General features: G+C 28.9%; 20 protein-coding genes and 1 pseudogene. 8 read left to right on the top strand and 13 right to left on the bottom strand.

The features are described 5' to 3' along the window. Positions 1 to 35: 35 nt before the first annotated feature. The 3 genes from N456_RS13895 to N456_RS13885 all read right to left on the bottom strand — a co-directional run bounded on the left by N456_RS13895 (position 36) and on the right by N456_RS13885 (position 3128). On the bottom strand, positions 36 to 1139 hold the full coding sequence (locus N456_RS13895; RefSeq protein ID WP_062058294.1) for a type 1 glutamine amidotransferase domain-containing protein: 1104 nt from the start codon (positions 1137 to 1139) through the stop codon (positions 36 to 38). Between the two features lie 247 nt (positions 1140 to 1386). Then, positions 1387 to 2208 carry a GNAT family N-acetyltransferase gene (locus tag N456_RS13890; protein WP_062058291.1) on the bottom strand — a complete coding sequence of 274 codons (822 nt, stop codon included), beginning with the start codon at positions 2206 to 2208 and terminating at the stop codon, positions 1387 to 1389. 203 nt (positions 2209 to 2411) lie between these two features. After that, positions 2412 to 3128, bottom strand: a complete 717-nt coding sequence (locus N456_RS13885; RefSeq protein WP_240315534.1) for an aspartate/glutamate racemase family protein — start codon at positions 3126 to 3128, stop codon at positions 2412 to 2414. Between the two features lie 134 nt (positions 3129 to 3262). On the opposite strand from N456_RS13885, the gene N456_RS13880 reads away from it, so the two are divergent. Then, entirely contained in the window at positions 3263 to 4153 is an 891-nt protein-coding gene (locus N456_RS13880; protein ID WP_062058288.1) for a LysR family transcriptional regulator, read from the top strand. Positions 4154 to 4213: 60 nt separating this feature from the next. After that, positions 4214 to 5113, top strand: a complete 900-nt coding sequence (locus N456_RS13875) for an EamA family transporter (protein WP_062058285.1) — start codon at positions 4214 to 4216, stop codon at positions 5111 to 5113. 122 nt (positions 5114 to 5235) lie between these two features. Here N456_RS13875 and N456_RS13870 read toward each other — a convergent pair whose 3' ends face one another. Continuing rightward, on the bottom strand, positions 5236 to 5997 hold the full coding sequence (locus tag N456_RS13870; protein ID WP_062058282.1) for a LytR/AlgR family response regulator transcription factor: 762 nt from the start codon (positions 5995 to 5997) through the stop codon (positions 5236 to 5238). Positions 5998 to 6122: 125 nt separating this feature from the next. Between N456_RS13870 and N456_RS13865 the strand changes: the two genes are divergently transcribed. Both N456_RS13865 and N456_RS23745 read left to right on the top strand, forming a co-directional pair. Beyond that, positions 6123 to 7442, top strand: a complete 1320-nt coding sequence (locus N456_RS13865; RefSeq protein WP_062058279.1) for a PDZ domain-containing protein — start codon at positions 6123 to 6125, stop codon at positions 7440 to 7442. 386 nt (positions 7443 to 7828) lie between these two features. Then, a pseudogene (locus N456_RS23745) lies at positions 7829 to 7927 on the top strand (nucleotide modification associated domain-containing protein); the annotation flags it as partial. A gap of 13 nt (positions 7928 to 7940) precedes the next feature. Here the strand turns inward: N456_RS23745 and N456_RS13860 are convergent. The 9 genes from N456_RS13860 to N456_RS24510 all read right to left on the bottom strand — a co-directional run bounded on the left by N456_RS13860 (position 7941) and on the right by N456_RS24510 (position 15553). Next, entirely contained in the window at positions 7941 to 8678 is a 738-nt protein-coding gene (locus N456_RS13860; RefSeq protein WP_148639330.1) for a DUF6503 family protein, read from the bottom strand. A 48-nt stretch (positions 8679 to 8726) separates the two neighbouring features. Next, a complete protein-coding gene (locus tag N456_RS13855) occupies positions 8727 to 9197 on the bottom strand; it encodes a nuclear transport factor 2 family protein (protein WP_062058273.1) in 471 nt (156 codons plus the stop codon). Between the two features lie 25 nt (positions 9198 to 9222). Continuing rightward, positions 9223 to 9606 carry a hypothetical protein gene (locus tag N456_RS13850; RefSeq protein WP_062058270.1) on the bottom strand — a complete coding sequence of 128 codons (384 nt, stop codon included), beginning with the start codon at positions 9604 to 9606 and terminating at the stop codon, positions 9223 to 9225. After that, positions 9603 to 10559 (bottom strand): NHL repeat-containing protein, encoded by a 957-nt coding sequence (locus tag N456_RS13845; protein WP_062058267.1) that lies wholly within the window; start codon positions 10557 to 10559, stop codon positions 9603 to 9605. Before N456_RS13845 ends, N456_RS13850 begins: the two co-directional genes overlap by 4 nt. Before the next feature lie 305 nt (positions 10560 to 10864). Beyond that, positions 10865 to 11935, bottom strand: coding sequence for an AraC family transcriptional regulator (locus N456_RS13840; RefSeq protein ID WP_062058264.1), 1071 nt, complete (start codon positions 11933 to 11935; stop codon positions 10865 to 10867). Positions 11936 to 12104: 169 nt separating this feature from the next. Continuing rightward, positions 12105 to 14273 (bottom strand): DUF5916 domain-containing protein, encoded by a 2169-nt coding sequence (locus N456_RS13835; RefSeq protein WP_062058261.1) that lies wholly within the window; start codon positions 14271 to 14273, stop codon positions 12105 to 12107. Between the two features lie 11 nt (positions 14274 to 14284). Then, positions 14285 to 14740 (bottom strand): nuclear transport factor 2 family protein, encoded by a 456-nt coding sequence (locus N456_RS13830; RefSeq protein ID WP_062058258.1) that lies wholly within the window; start codon positions 14738 to 14740, stop codon positions 14285 to 14287. Between the two features lie 200 nt (positions 14741 to 14940). Continuing rightward, a complete protein-coding gene (locus tag N456_RS13825; RefSeq protein WP_062058256.1) occupies positions 14941 to 15378 on the bottom strand; it encodes a nuclear transport factor 2 family protein in 438 nt (145 codons plus the stop codon). 4 nt (positions 15379 to 15382) lie between these two features. Beyond that, complete coding sequence (locus tag N456_RS24510) at positions 15383 to 15553, bottom strand: hypothetical protein (RefSeq protein WP_158447892.1); 171 nt, start codon at positions 15551 to 15553, stop codon at positions 15383 to 15385. Positions 15554 to 15587: 34 nt separating this feature from the next. Between N456_RS24510 and N456_RS13820 the strand changes: the two genes are divergently transcribed. The 4 genes from N456_RS13820 (at position 15588) to N456_RS13805 (ending at position 20923) form a co-directional block, all read left to right on the top strand. Next, positions 15588 to 16655 (top strand): sensor histidine kinase, encoded by a 1068-nt coding sequence (locus tag N456_RS13820; RefSeq protein ID WP_062058253.1) that lies wholly within the window; start codon positions 15588 to 15590, stop codon positions 16653 to 16655. Continuing rightward, positions 16652 to 17365: a LytR/AlgR family response regulator transcription factor gene (locus N456_RS13815; RefSeq protein WP_062058250.1), complete on the top strand. Its 714-nt coding sequence runs from the start codon at positions 16652 to 16654 to the stop codon at positions 17363 to 17365. Before N456_RS13820 ends, N456_RS13815 begins: the two co-directional genes overlap by 4 nt. A gap of 415 nt (positions 17366 to 17780) precedes the next feature. After that, the gene (locus N456_RS13810) at positions 17781 to 19565 is read left to right on the top strand and encodes a type VI secretion system Vgr family protein (protein ID WP_062058247.1); all 1785 of its coding nucleotides are present in this window, start codon (positions 17781 to 17783) and stop codon (positions 19563 to 19565) included. After that, positions 19565 to 20923, top strand: coding sequence for a hypothetical protein (locus N456_RS13805; RefSeq protein ID WP_062058244.1), 1359 nt, complete (start codon positions 19565 to 19567; stop codon positions 20921 to 20923). Before N456_RS13810 ends, N456_RS13805 begins: the two co-directional genes overlap by 1 nt. Position 20924 lies beyond the last annotated feature (1 nt).

Raw genomic sequence — 20924 nt, 5'->3', positions numbered from 1 at the left:
GGTTGTACTTTCAATATGAGATGGATACTACTTTGTTATATGTTCTTAGATTGACTTTTTGCATATGATGTTAGACTAACAAGGCTAAAAAATCGTCCAATACCCCCTCTCATAATTGCAATAACACTATGTGATGCTATAAGTTGTCTGTTCAAAGGTTTCTTCTCTATAATCAATATTTGTTTAATTAATTCTTTAGCTTTCTTAGCCCCGTCAGTTTCATATGCTATTAAAACCTTCATAGCATTTTCTTCGGCTGTGATTTTTCTATATTTAGGAGTATACCCTAGTGTTGCAATCATGGTTTCTGCTAATTCCCATGTTGACCACGGGTTTTGCCCTGTCACTAAGTTTTTATCACGACTAATATTCTTTAAATACATAGCTCCTTCATTAAAGCGTGCACCCTGCGCTACTAATTTATCCTGTAAAAAGAAAGGAAATATAGTCTCGGCATCAGGAATGAGTAATAACTCTTCATCATTAGTAAAACTACTTACCTTTTTGTTTTCTAGTAAAGATCGACCTGTATCTAGAGTTACATTTACCAAAGCTGCCGGTCCGTGGCATACTGCACCAACGACCTTATTTGATTGATATAAGTGACGTACAATATATTGAATGTCTTTATTTTCGGGAAAATCAAACATTGCGCCTTTTCCTCCTGCAAAAAAAACAGCTTCATATTCTTCTGGGTTGATATCTTTTACAGGGATGCTATGTTTTACTTTATACTGGGCAATGCTATCATTTAAAAACGCATGATCGTATTTTCCCATATCATCATCGTCAATCACAACTGGTGGCTCCCCTCCTAATGGACTAGCAATGTCGACTTCAAATCCATTCGCTTGAAAAACATAATAGGCTCGTGATAATTCGGTTAATTCGTAACCAGTACTTTTATCAGTGTTCCCCATGGTAGCTGTACTTGTCACTATAGCTAAGATTTTTCCTCGTGAGGGTTGAACATCCTCAGATAAATATGGCAAATCAGATACTTGTGTGGTAGATATATCAACACCTATTTCTTCTAACGGTAATAAACTTATAAACCACCAACCAAAAGCAAACAATAAAACGATTGCACTACCAAAGACAATTAGAATCCATTTAAGAACTGGATATTTTTTAAACATAATAGTATTTTTAGAATTATAGCACGAAGTAATACCAAAATCCTTTCAAAAACTGTCGAAATGATAATTCTGTCAGACTAAATTATGTTTTAAATACTGCTGTTGATGCTTGTCTTGCTAATAAAAAGGTACAATAAATTAATGTTAATAATTCTATGATTATTATGATAGGTAGTATAACAAAAAATGAATCAAAATTAACTCTATTCTAATATATTTAAAGAAATTATTCAGAAATTAAATTGAATTATAAATTCAATTCCATCTCAAATTGATTGACAGTGTTTTTTAGTTTTATATGATTTAAAGCAGTTATTTTTGATGTTAGCTGCTCATCCACATTGTTAATTTTTATAGTTTCTGAGATGCTTCTTATGGCTGCAAACAACCTATTCCAACTATCTGTAGTAGTATTTAAAATATTAAATTGAGCGACATAGCCATTTTCTGGATGAATAACAAAATATGATTCTGGTTTATTATGTACTAAAATAGTATAATAATGATAATTCCCTTTTTTTAAAGTTTTAATATGATTATCCCAAGAGTATTTATCTTGAGATAAAGTCGCCCAATCAAAATATGTAGCGTTTACTTTTTTTAATTCAAAATCGGTAAGCTCATTTTTAAGAATAACAGCGCCATTATAACACTTATAACTTTTAATAATTTTAAAACCAATAAATTCATAAACTTTTATAGCAATAGTATTTTCTGTGATGACTTCTAACCTACACTTTGTAATACCATCTGTCTTTAATTCAGAAATTGCATGTTTATATATCGTACTTATAATGCGTTGTCCTCTATATTCTGGAAGAACTCCTGTACCGGTATTAAAAGCTATTAAGTTTCCATTACGTTCATCAATAGCATTGATGATAAAACCAACCAAATGGTCTTTATCAAACATTCCATAAGACAGTTCCAAACGTACATTTGCCATTTGCCAACGTTTCTTATAATACTCATGATCTGTTGGCATTTTTACATAGTAATTTTCAAATGCTTTTAGAAAACAATTCATAAGAATAGAAAAATCTATAGCACTTAAATTTTTTACTTCCATTATCTAATCTTTTTAAGATATAAATTTACTTTATTATTTATGAATCATTATACCGATATTACTTTTATGACAAGAGCAATTGTTATTTGAATTTATAAATAGTACTTTACTCATAGCTTCTACATAACTCATAAATAACCTTATAAATACATGAGTAATTTTCGAATCACAATTTGTTTGTATTTTGCATGTTTTCATAATTTTTAGTTGGTTTTATATATTGAAGTCTCAATAGCTTTATAAGCATGAATTCTTCCGGTGTCGAATGTAGTAATAGAAACATCCTCTTCTTTGATAAGCATTGGAAGTTCTGTACATCCGAGAATTACGCCTTCTACACCTTGCTCTTCTTTTATTTTTTCAATAATCATTACGATATCATTTTTAGAGCTTTTTTTAAACACTCCTTTTAATAATTCTTGATAAATAATATCATGAATAGTTTTCCTATCGCTTTTCTCCGGAATAACAATTTCTAAACCATAGGTATCTTGTAAAGTTTTAGTATAGAAATCTTTCTCCATAGTATATTTTGTTCCTAAAAGAAGTATCTTTTTAAGATTCTTTTTTTGAATAGCTTCTCCTGTAGCATCTGCTATATGCAAAAATGGAATTGATGAATGTTCTGTAATAGCATTACTAACAATGTGGATTAGATTGGTGCAAAGCACAATCATATCTGCTCCGGCATTTTCTAATTGCTGCGCGCTTTTTTTCATAATATTAGCGATTGCATTCCAATTATTTTTAAATGTTAATTGTTCAATCTCGGCAAAATTTACAGATACCATAATTATTTTTGCAGAATAAGAACCTCCTAGCGCTTCATTTATACCCATATTGATGCGTTCATAGTATAGTTTTGATGACTCCCACCCCATCCCTCCTATTAGACCAATTGTTTTTATCTGTTTACTCATTAGTATTTGATTTTATTTTAGTCAAATTTATATAGATGAAGAACATCTAAACAGAAAGTTAATTGAATGATTCATTATCGGTAGTTGAATATTTCTCAATTATAAGTACTATGAATTGGTTGTATCTTTGAAGTATGGAGCTCAAATATTTTAGACTAATAAAGACTATTGCTGAAGAAGGTAGTATTGCTAACTCTTCAGAACGTTTATTTTTAACACAATCTGCTTTAAGCCATCAATTACGTGATTTAGAAGAACGTTTAGGGTTTAAAGTGTTTTATAGAACTCGAAATAAATGGAAATTAACAGATGAAGGTAGTGAACTTTATAAGCTAGCTAATAAATTGTTTAGTTCTATAGATGAGAGTTTTAATAACATTCAGAATATAAAAGAAGGTTCAAAGGGTTCTATAAAATTGAGTGCAGAGTGTCAATCCTTTTTTCATACGATTCCAAGATTTATACAAAAAATGGGGATTCTGTATCCAGAAATTGATATTGATTTAAGTTTAGGCGCAACACATCAAACGATCTCACAAGTACTATCTAATGAAATTGATATTGCTATTGTAACTTCAAAACCTGCTTCAGAAGAATTGACAAGTATTAAAGTATATGAAGATGAAATTTTTGCTATAATGCATCAAGAAAATCAATTGAATGCTTTAGACTATATCGAGGCCGGTCATTTCTCAGATATTCATTTAATTATTAACTCATTTCCGCTTGAAGGAGTTGCTGTATACGAACATTTTTTAAAGCCTAATCGTATAAATCCTATAAAAATTTCTGCTATTCCATTTACCGAAATTACTTTATCTATGATTGAAGCCAATATGGGTATTATGTGTGCTCCAAAATGGCAATTAAAATCTTTTAAATTATCAAAAGAGGTCGTCTTTAAACGTATTGGAAAAAATGGTTTTAAACGAAATCATTATTTAGTTGTAAAAACAATACATAAAAATAAAAAATACATTCATGATTTTATTTCTAGTTTTGAAGAAGATTTTTTGAGGTACTAATACTAGTATTTTTGGAGTGTCGTTTAGACTATAAAATTGTAAAAAACTTATCTTCGCGCCATGTGGATGTATTTAGGTCTTTTAGCGGCATTATTTTTAGGGTTACATAATTTATGTAAAAAACACGCGGTACAAGGAAATGAAGTTTTTCCTGTACTTTTAGGTACAATCGCTTCTGGTTTTTTATTACTTCTTCCGTTTTCTATAACTTCTTTTTATTTTCCAGAATACACCAAAAAAATAGGCTTTTATATTGCAACTATTTCTTGGAAAATTCATGGTTTTATTTTTATAAAATCTCTGATAATGACTACCTCATGGGTTTTGGCGTACCAAGCTTTAAAACATTTACCTATAACTATTGTAACTCCTATACGTTCTGCTGGTCCTTTTTTTACTTTTATTGGTGCTATTTTTATTTATCAAGAACAACCAAATTTTTTACAATGGATAGGTTTTTTTCTTATTATTTTCTCAGTGCTATTATATTCTAGAATAGGAAAAAAAGAGGGAATTAATTTTAAAAAAAATAAATGGATATTTGCTATTATTGGTGCAACGTTTTTAGGAGCCTCTAGTGGACTATATGATAAGTTTTTAATTCAGAACTTACACTTAAACCCACAAACCCTACAATTTTGGTTTTGTTGGTATACGATACTGATTTTACTCGTTATCTTATCAATAACATGGTTTCCAAATATTGAAAAACGAAAAGAATTTAAATGGCGTTGGACTATTCCGGCTGTTGGTATTTTGTTACAGACTGCTGACTATTTTTATTTTAAAGCCTTACAAGATCCTGATGCATTAATCATGTTGCTATCTGCTATAAAACGAAGTCAAATACTAATTGCCGTTGTTATAGGTGGTCTTATCTTTAAAGAAAAAAATAAACGTAAAAAATTAGTTCCTTTATTTGGTATTATGATAGGTGTATTTTTGATTTTGTATTCCTAAATCTACAATCTTGGAACAATCTTTATATGTTTTTATAATATCGTATTCTTATTTCTCTATATACATTATGTATCCATCGAATTAAAACGAAGATTTAATGCTATATGATTAATACCAATGTTCTACTTAATTAATTGTAGTATCGAATTATAATCTATTGAGTTACCTATAGGAAGTAATTTTCCATTAACTAATTCTATATTCTCTTTATTATATGATTTAATTCGATTTTTATTAATAATATGAGATTTATGGATTCTAATAAAGTTATCAGATAATTCATTTAAAGTTTTATGTAAACCACTATACACTACAATTGTAGTGTTATCTATTAAGTGATACGTAACGTAATTTCCTAAACCTTCAATATGTACAATTTCATCTTCAGAAATAGTATATATCCTCTTATTTGATTTTAATTCTAAAACTCGATTCCCTTCTTTTAAAGAAGACTCATTTCGTTCTTTTTCTTTAAAATAATACTGTAATATATATATAGAAGAAACAAAAAACACAGTAGAATTAATAAGAACCATTGCTCTTAACAAAGTATCAAAACCAAAAACCTGAATAGCATTAAAAGTATCAAAATCATCTACAAAAAAATGAATAAATACCCGTTGTATACTACTTGCAAAAAATAATAGAAGAATATAAAAAGTTATAAATTTTAAAAAATGTTTTTTGAGTAAAAACTGAGGTATTAAATAAAGAACTGTAAAATAAACACAAAATATTCTAACTGGTAGTAGTACAAACTCTAAATAAAAAGAAGCTTTATACCCATCTTCTTTTACCCAAATAAATCCAAAAACAATGTAATAAGATACCCAAAATAATATATGAATAAATAAAATTTTATGTCGGCTTAAAGATCTAAACATTTATGTAATACTATATGTTGTACATGAGATATCAAATTTCGTATAAAAAATAGAAGGACTCGTATAAATTTTGAAATTAAAATAGCTTCATTGCTAGTTTTGGCACAAATTAAATCAAATACATCATGCAAAAAACAATCTGTTTCTTTTTATTAATTCTTATAATTAATTCGGGATTTTCACAAAATCTAGAGCGTAGAGCTTCATTTATATCCAAAATTTCTTGGCCAAATAATACAACTCCTGGAGCCAAAATTAAAGAAATCATTAAAAACTCTCCTCTAGAAAAAGCAGGGTTTAAAACAGGGGATTTAATTATCAATATAGATGATAAACCTGTACTTAATCAAGAAGATTGGAGTGCTATTATATATAGTTTAAAATCAACTAGTGATACTAAAATACAAGTAAAACGAAATAATGTATTCATCACTAAAAAAGTGCTTCTTAAAGCACTCCCTCTTGAAGAAAATACCAATGTAAAAACTATATATGAAACTATTGTTAGTGATTATGGTATAAAGCAACGCGCTATTATAACTATTCCTAATGGAAATATGCAGAAAAAGCAACCTGCTATTATAATAATCCAAGGATTAAGTTGCTCTTCTGTAGAAAAATATTCTGGGCGAAGTAATAATTGGGTTAAACTCATTAAAGATATCGTAGAAAAATCAAATGTGGTTGTAATGCGTATTGAAAAACCTGGTGTTGGAGATAGTGAAGGAGATTGTGCAGAAGTAGATTTCTTAACCGAATTAAATGGATATGAATCCGCTATCAAAACACTAAAAGAGAAATCTTATGTAGATACTTCAAAAATTATTGTTTACGGAAATAGCATGGGGAGTGCACTAGCTCCATACTTAGCTAATAAGTATAACTTAGCAGGTATAATATCTGATGGAACATTCTTTAAATCATGGTATGAGCATATGTTAGAAATAGAACGTAGAATACTAGAAATAGAAGGTAAAAATCAAGAAGAAATTTATCGTTTAATGAATACCGTTTATATTCCATTATATTATGAAATGTTAATTAAAAAGAAAAGTTTTGAAGATATATTAAATGATAATCCCACATATACTGTATATCATAGGCAAGGAATGAATCATATGTATGGTAGGTCTATGAAATACTATCATCAGATACAAAATTTTAATTTTGCAAAACACTGGGAAAATGTAAAAGTACCTGTCAGAATTCGTTGGGGAACAAATGACTGGATTATGACTGAATATGACAATGATATGATTATAAATGTTTTAAAAACAAAAGGGCATAAAAATCATAAACTTTACAAATATAAAAATTTAGATCATTGGAGTACAATACACCCTAACTACGCTAATAGTTATGCTTTTAAACCAGGTAAATGGGAAAACAAAATAAGTCAGCAAATTATTGATTGGACTTGGGAAATAATTAATACTATAAAATAGAAATTCTATTGTATTAATTAGGATGGGTTGTTAATTTAGGGATTCCATTTTTTTGAATTTCACTTTATTTAATCAATTATAGCTTCCGATTATCATTTTTTAGTCAATTTAACCAACCGGAATTCCCGATTTACAATTTTTAGTCAGTTTAACCAATCGGGAGTTCCCGATGAGCTGTTTTTACTCAGGGCAGCCAATCGGGAGTTCCCGATGAGCTGTTTTTACTCAGGGCAGCCAATCGGGAGTTCCCGATGAGCTGTTTTCACTCAGGGCAACCAATCGGGAGTTCCCAATGAGCTGTTTTCACTCAGGGCAGCCAATCGGGAGTTCCTGACGAGTAGTTTTCACTCAGTTCAGTCAATTGCGTCTAAACAATATGATGCCATATCTTATTTGTTAAAAAAATAAAAGATTATGGTAGTGCATGGAGAATTCTAAGACTACCACCACTAACCGATCAAATGTTTATTAAAGAACAGCGAATTGTAATTGTTAAAATTAATTATCATCTAAAATAGTTTTAACAATTATGTCTGACCCAGAATATGTATGATCAGAATACTCATACCAATGCCTTATTCTAGGTATTTTTATTCCATTTATGTGAATCACTCCAGTAAAATAAAGGCGTTCTCCTTTAGAAGTATCTTCAGGGAACCTAATTTCTATCCCTAAGATTGTATACTCATCCTGAGAAATGTATACATTCCAATATTTAGAAAATACAGCTTCCTTTAGTATTAGTGCTATTTTATAACTATCTGTTTTATTAAAAACCTCTTTACTTACAGTACCTAAACTGTCAATAGTAGCATGATTTAATGACATCGGTAAGCCTAATAACTGCTGATAAAACTTTTGATAATTAAAGTTTCGTTCTGGTTGAAGTCTATAGCGTCTTACAAGAGTACTATCAGTAATTATTGCATTATCTAATAATGTTGTACTTATCCCCTCTTTATCAATAAAGTGTTTAGAGATGTATTGACCTCTACTTCTCGATAATTCAAAACTATGCTCTTTATTATTCATTCTAATTATTGAATACCTATGAGGGTTAGATAATCGAGGTTCTTGTATATGAACGTGTAGATTAGTGGTACTCCATTTATTACCTGGATCGTGTGCTTGTATACTTTTTTGTAAAATTGTATAACCGCTTTCTATTTTTTTTTGTGAATAGGCTTGATAAACCATGCCTAAAAAAAGATAGAGTATAAAAATGTATGTTCTCATCTATGTAATATCTATTGTGTTAGAAAAATTATAAAGAATCTTTTAAGTTTATTTAGATGTAATGTTAGTATCATGAAATGCAGCACGTTTCCAAACATTATTTTCTTTTACCCAAACATGTGATACTCTATATTGATTTTCTTCTACTGTCCCTCCTTTAGTAATTGTAGTCATTATTTTGGCCGTAATAATTGCAAAATTATCATACAATTCTGATTGCATTTCTTTCATTTCATAAGCGTTTACTACTAAATCACCGTTTCTTATTGTCTTCTTTCTCTTCTTTAAATAAGCCAACCACATAGTTTTTCCAATAGATTTTGAAGAACCATTGGTATGTATATAATTATCGGTTATCATTGATTCTAATTTTGTAACATCTCCTTCTTTAAATGCTTTATTGAAAACAGAAATCGTATTAAGCAATGTTGTCTCACTAGTAATAGCTTTATTTTCTTGCCCTGCAAGATTAAAAACAGTAATAAGAAATAATACTAGTAGCTGTTTTTCTTTTTTCATCTCTTTGATTATTAGTTTTATAATTTTATAATTTCACTTGGTTTATTACTTTATGTACTACTGTATATGCCATAGTATACTCATCAGAAAACCGAATTATAGGGGGCGAAATATCATCCCATTTTTCGAACGTTACAGAATTAAAATAGGTATCATATTTCTTTATATTGTCTCCTTTTGTAGGCTTTTTAATTTCACCTCTATTAACAGAGATAAAACCCGTAGACATCTGCGAAGCAAATTCTTTTGCTAATTTTTTAAAGTGATATTCCTTTTGCAGATGATGTAATTGAAGAATTTTATTTTCTTCTTCCTCTTTATTTGTCTTTTTTTCTGTCGTACATGATAAAATGATCCCTAGAAAACATAACAGTATAAACCTATAGCATATAATTAACTTTATTTTCATTGCAATTCAATTTTTCGGATTATTATATTCTCTAGACTATCCATTGGTTTTAATGCTTTTTTATCTTTGTATACTCCACTTCTTATCTGCGAATTGACTATAAAGTGGTAATCTCCACCATTTCCCAATTCACCAGTTGTAGAGGAATCAAATTCTTTTCCAGAATTTAGGGTTTTAACATTTATAACCTCTGTATGCTCGTCATTTAGATAAAATCTAGAAACTTTTGTACTTTGATGGCCTATTAAAGAATTTTTATAAAAAGTTAGTCCGTCAATCACTTTTACATCAATATCTCCCTTTGTCTTAAGCAACATATAACTTTTTGTATCTGGATCCATCTTTATGATACCCTGATTAGAACTTATAAATAACATATTGCTTGTTTGATCGTAAGTAATACCATTAGGAAAAGTAAAATTTTTAAATTCTACAAAAAGTGATACACTATCTTTTTTAAAACTAGTCGTATAAATTCTATTATGTACTGATTCTGTGACATATATTCTTCCATCATTTAATATAGTAAGGTCATTAAAAAAAGCTTGTTTTTCTAGTAATGGATATTTTTTTATAAGCTTTCTCTTATCGATATCAAAAACAGAAATATTAGTCATCCAATCTTTATTGGATGTAGGCTTTTTTAATGGCATCACTTGATTAGCATGAGCAGTATTTACCCATAATAAGTTATTTTTTTCATCTACTTCCATTCCTAAAACACTCCAAATACCTTCGAATTCTTCAGGAATAAAATCTTCATTTTTACCAGTAGTATCTATTTGAATGATTTTTCGTTTATAAGTACTTCCAATATAAGTGATCCCTGTACGCTTGTTAAATGCTACACCCTCTGGAATAAGATCTTTTTCTGTAATAATAATATCTTGTTTAATAGTATTATGACAACTATATATAGTAATAAATAAAAGTATACATATTAGTCTTTTCATAAAAGAACAGTTTAACTCACTTTATGCATTTAGAAAATCTATTACATCTTTGAGCTACTGCAAATACATACGTTACACTTGATTGTTTAATTTAACCGTAGCGATGCTACGCTAAAACTAAGAAAATTACTGTATGTATGGTATCTCAAAACTTCATAACGAAGTTCTAATGCATACGGGTTTAATTATTTTTGGAAACTTAATCATAATACAGCTATATTATATCTAAAATGCAATCTAAAAAGTCTCATTTATCGAAAATGAGACTTTTTTTATTTGTTTTTAACATTTTAAAAAAGAGTGTATTAGCTATGTTTTATTTTTTGAAGATACTCTCTTGGAGTTATGTTTTCTTTTTTCTTAAAAACTCTATAAAAAGTAGCTTTAGACTTAAATCCACATTCTTTAGCAATACTAAACAGGTCAAACTTATCAAAACCTGCATTAACAAGTCTTTCTTTAAAATCTTCAATTCTATGGCTGTTAATTAGATCCTGAAAATTTTCATAATCATGATCATTTAGATATTGATGAACTATTTCTTTTTTTAGATTAGATTCATTCAGAAAATGAAGCAAACCAAGATTAGGATTTGTATATACCTTATCATTAACTAATAAACTTTCTATTTTTTTATAATCAAAAGTATCTTGTCTTTCGTTTTTATAAATTTTCACTCCAATAAAACTCTTTTTTAAAGCATTAACTTCTGTAAGAGCATAAAATATATAAATCAAGCAAAGAATAAGAAATGTAGGGACCACGACATAATAAAAAACAGGAAGAGAGAAATTTTTATAAATAGCATTCAGGATTGAATGATTAACTAATCTATTGAATAAAGCTATAGCGATAACAAAAGTTTTTAAAAGTATATACACATTAGCAGAAATATAAAAAAACTGAAAACGTACTCTTGGATAAGAGTCTAATTTTTCACGTAATTGATGTTTAAATAGTCTAATACCTTTTAAGAAATAGAGTATACTAAAACTAATGATTGAAAACAAAAAATAAGGTGCAATAGTATAATGAGAATCCCTAAAAAATATGATTGCCAAAAAGTGTAATATCAGATATACTGCAAAAGCGATACTAATATGTCTAAGAAAAATTTTAGTATTATTTTGAGAAACTAGTAAATATGTATATAATAGAGGAGCATATAATAATTCATGAGGTCCCCCAAATACACAATATAACGCAGATCCTTCTATAGACTCCCAAAAACTTCTTTTTAACAGAGAAAAAATAAGTAAAAAACAAAACACTCCTAAAACCTTATTCCGTTTTGTATTCTGAAAAAGGTTAATCATTCCCACGATTGCTATTTGCACAGCAAGACATATATATACCCCTACTAGAATATTTTCCATCTACAAAATTTAATTTGCGTATTATTATATTGCAAAATAAGATTTATTTAGCAATACCCTTTAGAATACATCTACTCGAGGTATAATTATTTAAAAGATCGCGACATAAAACTTAAGAAACGTATTCTAAAACATTGTGTTATAACATTTTTTTTCTTATTTAGAATCGCTAGAGGTTAAACCGGTAATTCGCTTTAAAAGACACTCCCCAGTTTGCTCTATGAATATTTTTATTAAAATTATCTGTTACGACTAAATACACATATGATAATGGTTTGTATTCCCATTGTAATCGGCTATTGATATTAAAATTATCAAACTGTGTATTATACTGCACATAAGTCGTCCAGTTTAATCTATTAGAAAAAAATAGTTCTCCTATAAATCGAGCTAGATGAAATGTTTTTTTGCCTAATTCTCTGAGATCTATTTTATTAACCTCATATCTTGCTTGTAATTTTGCAAAAGGCAATAATCTGTATTGCATATTCATATATCCTCTGGATCTGAATCCATTATAATAAGAACCATAGCGTGCAGCAATATTATAGGAAACTTTTTTATTATAAACTGAATTATATCCTATCTGAGAACTGACATAATTATAAACATCAGGTTCAATAAAATTCTCATTCTTCAATATATCAAATGCATATTTTAGATCTTCATATTCATAATACACATTAGCATATATCGATGATAAATCACTAAACCATAATGCATTATTAAAAAAAAATGATGACTGAGTCAATACACCTTGTTTGTCCCAATAAGAATTGTTTTTAAGAAGGAGATACCTATACGAATCAATTTTTTTTGATTTTTTAGGAAAATGCATTAGTGATAATTCTCCATTAGCATGTGTATACCCTTCTCTTACAGTAGTATCACTAATAGGATCATAATTCAATAATCGAGGTACAAAACCGATATCTGTAATATAATTTTTTCCTACTTTTTTTATAGCTGTATTCCATGATGTTTTTAATGTATTATACCAAACCCCTATATTATAAAAATTAGTATCTCCTGAGTAATTACTAGTATAACTTTTTCCATAATTTAGTAGCCCCGTCCATTTATTATTTCCGGATTTATAATTTATGTTAAGCCCCCCTACTCGATTATAATTGTTCAAAAAATCAAAATCTTCTGTTTGCTGTCTATTGATTAAAAACCCTGTAGTTGTAAAAGCATTTGACAATTGTTGTTGTAATATTAATGCTGCATAATTCTGTGCAGGATCCGTATCTTTTTCTTTGGTCGCTACATCCAGAACTCCTAAACGTGTTTTCCTTGCGATATTACCAGAAAGTTTTACTCCAAAAAGAATTTCATTAACAGCTCCAATTCGTCTAGAGTAAAAAGGATTCACTCCATCAGTTCCTAGATTAGAAAACAAATCGTTATTCTCTAAAAAGAAATTACGCTGTTCTGGGAAATCTACTGCAAAACGAGTTAAATTAGTAACCTGCTGATCTACATCTATCTGAGAAAAATCAGGATATATTGTAGCATCTAATTTTAAGGATGATGTTACATTATATTGCACATCTAAGCTTGGTTTTAGTGTAGTATCATCACTTCTATTAGTAACATCTTCTTGATGGTTAATTGTTAGAGATGGTGTAATGGTTAATCGAGAAGTACTATTATTTGATAGTTTTTCTACCATAAATGGTTTTGTAAATCGTAGATCAAAAATTCTATAATTACGATCCATATGAGTATAGGTAGTCCATTCATTAGTTTTAATATCTCTGGTATAAAATAAGAGCCCCCAAGTAGGAGTTTCTGTAGCATATCCTAATGCCTTTAATGGAATCTCTATTTCGTATATTTTTTGATTTCCTTTTACACTAGTTTTAGCTTTCCAAACAGTATTCCAGCTTCTATTAATTAAAAAACCATCATCAGTACGTTCTATAAGAGCATCGGATTGAGTACTTCCCATATTAGTTGCAAAATAGTACCCATTTTGTTGTTGGTTATAAGTATCTATAACAATAATAAAAGCGTCACTAGCAGCTACAGAATTAGAAATATCATCACGTTTTAAAGAACCTAGTTGTACTACAGGTGTAGTATCTTGATAAACAGCACTAATATATAAATGAGTACCATTATGAAATAACCTTACAGTAGTTTGTTGTGTTGCAGTTCCTGTATTTTTAGGATAATAATTAGAAAAATCAGAACGTGTAGGAAGCTTGTTCCATATAGACTCATCCAATCTCCCATCAATTACAATCTTGCTATCATTAAAAGTAATAGCTTCTGTCTGTGCATTACTATATACAGCAAGTAAAGAGCAGAATATTAATAGTATTTTTTTCATTATTATAAAATCTATTGTTTACTCCCCTCTAACCTTCTTACATCATAAATTTTGCCTACTATTTTCCACTCCCCATTAATTTTTAGTAACTGCATATAATCAGTAACAGTCACGCTTGGAGATGCTATTTCTATTTTAGCACTTGCAGCATTTCCCGAAATATCAATATACGTTATCCTATATGTTTTATTTGGTTTTGGTTCTGTCCGTTTTTTTGCTTTTTTAAAAACCTCTAATGCAATAAAATCTCGATATCCATGCTTAGCAGAAACATTTCTCATTGTTGCATCAGCATGAAAAGCTTTTTTTATAACCTCATAATCCCCCATCATACTACCATCTAAATAGTATGACAATGTTTTTTCTACTTTACTATAATCAGAATCCTGAGCAAATGTTGTTGTCATAATACTTATTAATAAAACAAGCATTAAAATTATTTTTTTTCTGTTTTGTAAATTTTTCATAATGTATATGGTATTTAAAATTGTTTAACTTCTGGTGATCATACTAAGAGCAGTAGTGCTATTTATTTTAATAATTTAAAATATTGGTATATAAATAATTAAGATAAACCATGTGCAGTATTAGTTTATCCGTATTATTTATAAAATTAAATGCCCTAATAGGTTAAAAAAAGTGTTCTAAATTCAGTAGAGTTTTAAATTTAGAGATGTTGCATAGTTGCTGTTTTACTAATTATTTTCCATTCATTTTCTATTTTCCTTAGCAAGAAAATATCTATAAATTTTAGTTTTCGATCAGGGATCAAAATTTCGACTGTAGCAGTAGCAATATCATGATGTATTACAGTAGATAGAATTTTTCCTATTCTACCATTAGATTGACCATATTCTCCTTTAAAAAATGCAACATATTCTTTTGGGGTGATTATTTTTAGATCCCCTTTTATGGTTAAATATAACGTAGCTTCTTTTGCAAAAACCTGCTCTAACACATCTAGTTTATTATAAGAACTACCATTTATGTACTTCTTAATTGTTTTTGTTACTAATTTCTTTTCTATGAAATTAGCATTATTATTATTTTGTGAAATCCCTATAAAACATAATAAAGAGAATACGATAAAGAACAAATGTTTCATGTTTTTAATAATATTGTTTTCTCAAAAATAGATTTGAAATAGTCATCTTTTTAAAAAAATCGACCAATCCAGTTTTTACGTAATCAGAAAGGTTATTTTTATAAAAAGAAAGTTCATCTACTATAACCATCGATATGACATCATCAAAACCAATTCTAGCTACTTTTATATACATTAGTACTTTTATAATTGTACTTTAGTCAGTCATTATGAGCAATCTTATCAATACATATCGTTTTTTATACACTCCGTTTTTTAAGCATATTCTATTTTGGATAGCTATATTTTCATACTTTATTATAACAGCTAATATTAGTTTTTATAGTGGATATAAGCAGTTATTTGAATCTAATGGGATACTAATTAGTTTACAAATACTAACAGCATATATTGTAATGTATGTATTAGTTCCTCGGTTTTTAAATAAAAACAAGATTGTACAATTCATCTTTTGGCTATTTATACTATTGGTTATGATGTATGCGCTATATAACTTTATTAAGATATACTATTATGACCCCAAATACGTAGCGTTTTATAGTTTAACAGCAAAAGAATATGCCAAAAAATCATTATTAACAAAATGCCTTAACTTTCCAATATTCTTAAGTAAAAGTATTAAGTTTATAACTCCTACCGCTTTATTAATGATGGCTCGATTTTATAAAAATCAACAAAAACTCTTAAAACTTAATGAACAAAAAAAATCAGCAGAACTGATCGCTTTAAAACATCAATTAAACCCACATTTTTTATTTAATACTTTAAATAATCTATATGCTCTTGCATTAAAAAAATCAGATCAAACCCCAGAAGTTATTGAAAAATTATCAGACATCTTAGACTATATGTTATATCGGTGTAATGATAAGTTTGTATCACTACCTAAAGAGATAGAGTTAATTGAAAATTATATAGTTTTAGAAAAAATACGATATGGTAAACGTGTAGAAATATCTTTTGAAAAAAACATAACTAAAGAAGTCAAAATAGGACCTCTATTACTATTAACTTTTATAGAAAACGCTTTTAAACATGGAGTAAGTCAAGAATTAGGAAAAGCCTATATATCTATACGTATTGATTCTAATGAAGATCATATTGTTTTTAATATCAAAAATTCTAAAACGCAGACCATTTCTAACGAAAATAAAGAATGTATTGGATTAAAAAACATTAAAAAGCAACTAGAGTTATTATACATGGATCAGCATGATTTAGTAATAGAAGATAAAAAAGATAGTTATAGTATCATTCTAAAATTAAAAGCCATATGACTTATACATGCTTAATTGTAGATGATGAAGAATTAGCCAGAGAATTAATAGAGACACATTTAGCCCCATTAAACAATTTTGAGCTAGTAGCATCATGTGCCAGTGCAATAGAGGCAAGCACTATTTTACAACAACAATCTATAGATCTTATGTTTTTGGACATCGAAATGCCTGTATTAAAAGGCACCGATTTCTTTAAAAATTTACTTCATAAACCAAAAGTCATTTTTACTACAGCATATAGAGATTATGCGCTTGATGGTTTCGAACTCGATGCTGTTGACTATCTCTTAAAACCTATTGTTTTTCAACGTTTTTTTAAAGCTATCGAAAAATTTATAGCTTCACAGAAAAAAGAAAGCCCTCCTACTCTACCTCCACCAACATCAATAAATACTACTACCGAAAACTCATTTCTATTCATCAAAAAAAATAGAAAACAAGTTAAAATTAAACTCGATGAGATCATATACATAGAAAGTCTAAAAGATTATATCAAAATTTATTTAGATACTGAAAATCATGTTGTTAAATATAGTATCTCTTCTTTCGAAAAAAAATTAGACCATCGCTTTATACGAGTACACCGTTCTTATATCGTAAATAGGAATAAAGTAACTGCGTATACAAAAAATGATATCGAAATTAATACTATAGAAATACCTATAGGAGGAAATTATAAAAATAGCATATCTAATTTATTAGTTTAGTTATAATTCGTTTTTGTTTATTTTTTTAATGTTTTAACTTCTAATTTGTAGGAAAAAATAGCACAACTATACTCCATCCATTATTTGTTTTTTAGTATTTAGAAATCATAAGTCATTTATAAGGTATTTAAAAGAGGGGGGAAAACCCCTTTTTTACTTTATAAAGTAAAAAAAAATGAATTTTACATCTCTAATTTTCAAGAAATTACCTATTTTCATAAGACATATTTCTGTTTTTGATATTTTTTGTAGGAATACATATATCAATCGTTCATTTCTAAATCACGTATAAAAAATCATTAAATACAAGATTATAGAAATAAGTATTTTATATAGTTTTTAACATCTATTATAAGATACACTTATAATAATTACAATACACAATTAGATAATTTAGACTAAAAATAAAAGGGCTATGGGATTACAATCTAAAACACTTATATATATAGGAGGCAATCCTATTGATTCTTTTAAAGAATTCACATTAGATCAGAGCATAGCCAAACATCACTACCTAGAACTCGTCTGCCGTATGGATGTTTTGGATAACCTCACTCAGGAAATTGCATCAGAAAGCAAAAATTTCTTAGGGCAGATCATTACCATACAAGTTGAGTCAGTAAATAACTACTCCAATCATAAAAAACTAGAGTTTAAAGGTGTTGTCACTTCTATAGATAATAGTAAGGGTAGTAATAAGTTAGATGGTGACTTGGTTATTATTAAAGCCCGTAGTTGTGATATTATTATAGATGATGGACCTCATTACGCATCCCATAGTGATGTAAATTTATCCAGCATACTACAAGAAACCCTACGAGGATATGATCAATCTAAGCTAGAGACTGTTATATCACCTCGTTATAGAGAATCATTACATTACAGTGTACAGAATGGAGAAAGTGCATACCAGTACATCAGTCGATTAGCCGCACAATATGGCGAATGGTTTTATTATAGTGGTAAAAAACTAATCTTTGGCGCACCTGAACAAGGTGATACAATTACACTAAATTATGGTTTGGATTTACATCAGTTTTCTATTCATCTAATCCCTACCTCCAATAATTACAAGTACTTTACTAATGATTACATTGCAGATCAGCAACAAGAAAAAGCCACTGCACAGATTAACTCTGGAGCAAACGGATACACCAATTTTACGAATCAAAAAAGTAAAGAACTCTATAGTAAAGAAACCAGAGTATTCACTAATATATACAATGATTCACAACTAAAACATAGGCTTGATATACATGTAGAGCAGCAAAAAAAAGCAGAAGAAATCAAACAAGTGCTTCTTAAAGGAACTAGTGATAACCCTGCAGTTCAGATCGGGCAAATTGTTAGAATAGAAGGAGATAGTGCACAATGTGGTAGTTATAGAATTACTAAAGTAGAACATACCAATACAGAAAATGGAGATTATCATAATACATTCGAGGGAGTTACCTCAGAACTAGATGCATACCCTAATACCAATATGATGGCATTCCCACAAAGTGGATCACAAGTAGGAGTCGTTACAGACACAGCCGATCCAGAAGGAATGAGTCGTATAAAAGTACAATTTCCATGGCAAAAATTAGATGGACAAAAAACCCCTTGGCTACGCGTACTTACCCCACATGCCGGAGGTGGTAAAGGACTACAATTTACCCCAGAAAAAGGAGAAGAAGTTCTTGTTGGTTTTGAAGGAAATAATGCCGAACGCCCCTATGTAATGGGAGCTTTATATACAGGAACCAGCAATGCTAATGATTGGAAATCTGATAACAACGATATCAAAGCAATTAGTAGTAGAAGTGGGCATAATATAACGCTAAATGATAAAGAAGGAGAAGAATCAATTACAATTACTGATAAAAACGGAAACTCAGTAACCCTTAATACGTCTAAATCAGAAATAACCATAAGCGCCCCTAAAAAAATAACATTATCATCAGAAGAAATAGAAATCAATGCTTCTAAAAAAGTAGTTGTAGAAGGCACTAATAACGTAGAAATAAAATCCCAAGAAATTTTAGCCGATGGCACTTCTAAAACGACTATAAAAAGTACTACCCAAGTGAATGTAATGGCCGCTAATACAAATATCAAAGGAGATACTAAATTAAAATTAGAAAGTGCTACAACCGATATTGATGGTACGATGGCTACAAATGTCAAAGGAGGAATGTTGAACCTTAATTGTAGCTAATGAGTAGAGAGCATAACCCTATAGCTAGATTAATTTCTCAGATTCAGCAAAAATGGATTGATGAAGTAGCTCCAAATGAGCATATACAATTAGTCCGTTGGTTAATAAAACCCGATCAAAAAAGACTATATAGAGGTTTTTTAAAATTAGAATCTACCGATCAAGGAAGTTTACCATGTATTCCTGTAGTATTACTTACGGCATATGAAGATATAGAAATACACAGTAAAAAACTTATCAAAGATTGGCTAGAAAATTTCGAGAACGATAAAAATATTCAGCAAGCAATCACTGATAAAACAATAGAATTTAATTGGAATACTGAAATATTTAAACAAGAAATAGAACATACTGATTCTCATTATAATTTGCTTTTAGAAATGCTACAATCCTTTCAACAAGCAATGCCTAATAAAGAATTACCATTAGTACTAACACTCTTTCCTAATGCTATCCAAAACGAAAAAGAATATCAAAAATGGATAGATAAATTAGTCAGTAATGGAATCCCTGAAAATGTAAAAATTATGCTATTCGATGATGTAAACAAGCGTAATTTAGACACCATTATGAAGAAATATGAAGAAATTTCTAAATCACTATCCGTACCCTTAGACTTAGATGGAGCTATCAATAAATTAGCAGCGCAAGGAAACCCTAATGATCCAGAAGTGCAGTTTAGAAAATGTATGATCGAGATGGGAAATAGTGTTAATAAAGGTAATCTAAAACGATTACACAATTGGGGAAATAAAGGCTTAGAAATAACCAAAAAAACAGGATTAAAATCTAGTTATGCAACTGCCCATTTAATATACGCAGGCTATTTATTTAACTTTAAAGAATATGAATTAGTAGATGACTTATTACTAAAAGGTATGGCCATTACCAAACAAGGAATAGTAACAGGAGATAAAATCTGTGAACCAATACTAATCCAGAATTATGGATTACAAGCTAGTAGTAAGCAAATGCAAAAAAAAAATGAATTAGCCGCAAATCTATTTTGTAAACAAGCAGATGCAGCCATACAATATAACTTAGGAGTACAATCATTATCCGCATGGTGGCTAGCCTATAACCTCATTAAGAAAAAAGATAAAAACAAGTACCAAGAACTACTTATAAAATCTTATACCTATGGAACCACATTACCCCATGATACATTAAAAGCCACATGTATCAATTTTATTAGTGCAGACTATTATAATTTTTGTACAAAGCATAAAGATATAGAGAAATGTAAAGAAATAGACCTATTTATGACGCAGGTAGATGACAAAGATTGGAAAAAGAATGTAGAAGAAAAGCGCAAAGAAATGGAAAAGAAAAAACTAACGATACTAAATTGGTTTTAAT

The organism is Aquimarina longa SW024, assembly GCF_001401755.1.
GTDB classification, from domain to species: domain Bacteria; phylum Bacteroidota; class Bacteroidia; order Flavobacteriales; family Flavobacteriaceae; genus Aquimarina; species Aquimarina longa.
This window is presented reverse-complemented; position numbering and strand designations above follow the sequence as displayed.

Bases quoted from the DNA above. Each gene is read 5' to 3' on its own strand.
- N456_RS13870 (WP_062058282.1), bottom strand. From the start codon at position 5,997: ATGTTTAGATCTTTAAGCCGACATAAAATTTTATTTATTCATATATTA.
- N456_RS13875 (WP_062058285.1), top strand. From the start codon at position 4,214: ATGTGGATGTATTTAGGTCTTTTAGCGGCATTATTTTTAGGGTTACAT.
- N456_RS13845 (WP_062058267.1), bottom strand. From the start codon at position 10,559: ATGAAAAGACTAATATGTATACTTTTATTTATTACTATATATAGTTGT.
- N456_RS13865 (WP_062058279.1), top strand. From the start codon at position 6,123: ATGCAAAAAACAATCTGTTTCTTTTTATTAATTCTTATAATTAATTCG.
- N456_RS13895 (WP_062058294.1), bottom strand. From the start codon at position 1,139: ATGTTTAAAAAATATCCAGTTCTTAAATGGATTCTAATTGTCTTTGGT.
- N456_RS13835 (WP_062058261.1), bottom strand. From the start codon at position 14,273: ATGAAAAAAATACTATTAATATTCTGCTCTTTACTTGCTGTATATAGT.
- N456_RS13855 (WP_062058273.1), bottom strand. From the start codon at position 9,197: ATGAAAAAAGAAAAACAGCTACTAGTATTATTTCTTATTACTGTTTTT.
- N456_RS13880 (WP_062058288.1), top strand. From the start codon at position 3,263: ATGGAGCTCAAATATTTTAGACTAATAAAGACTATTGCTGAAGAAGGT.
- N456_RS13885 (WP_240315534.1), bottom strand. From the start codon at position 3,128: ATGAGTAAACAGATAAAAACAATTGGTCTAATAGGAGGGATGGGGTGG.
- N456_RS13805 (WP_062058244.1), top strand. From the start codon at position 19,565: ATGAGTAGAGAGCATAACCCTATAGCTAGATTAATTTCTCAGATTCAG.
- N456_RS13825 (WP_062058256.1), bottom strand. From the start codon at position 15,378: ATGAAACATTTGTTCTTTATCGTATTCTCTTTATTATGTTTTATAGGG.
- N456_RS24510 (WP_158447892.1), bottom strand. From the start codon at position 15,553: ATGTATATAAAAGTAGCTAGAATTGGTTTTGATGATGTCATATCGATG.
- N456_RS13815 (WP_062058250.1), top strand. From the start codon at position 16,652: ATGACTTATACATGCTTAATTGTAGATGATGAAGAATTAGCCAGAGAA.
- N456_RS13820 (WP_062058253.1), top strand. From the start codon at position 15,588: ATGAGCAATCTTATCAATACATATCGTTTTTTATACACTCCGTTTTTT.
- N456_RS13810 (WP_062058247.1), top strand. From the start codon at position 17,781: ATGGGATTACAATCTAAAACACTTATATATATAGGAGGCAATCCTATT.
- N456_RS13830 (WP_062058258.1), bottom strand. From the start codon at position 14,740: ATGAAAAATTTACAAAACAGAAAAAAAATAATTTTAATGCTTGTTTTA.
- N456_RS13860 (WP_148639330.1), bottom strand. From the start codon at position 8,678: ATGAGAACATACATTTTTATACTCTATCTTTTTTTAGGCATGGTTTAT.
- N456_RS13840 (WP_062058264.1), bottom strand. From the start codon at position 11,935: ATGGAAAATATTCTAGTAGGGGTATATATATGTCTTGCTGTGCAAATA.
- N456_RS13890 (WP_062058291.1), bottom strand. From the start codon at position 2,208: ATGGAAGTAAAAAATTTAAGTGCTATAGATTTTTCTATTCTTATGAAT.
- N456_RS13850 (WP_062058270.1), bottom strand. From the start codon at position 9,606: ATGAAAATAAAGTTAATTATATGCTATAGGTTTATACTGTTATGTTTT.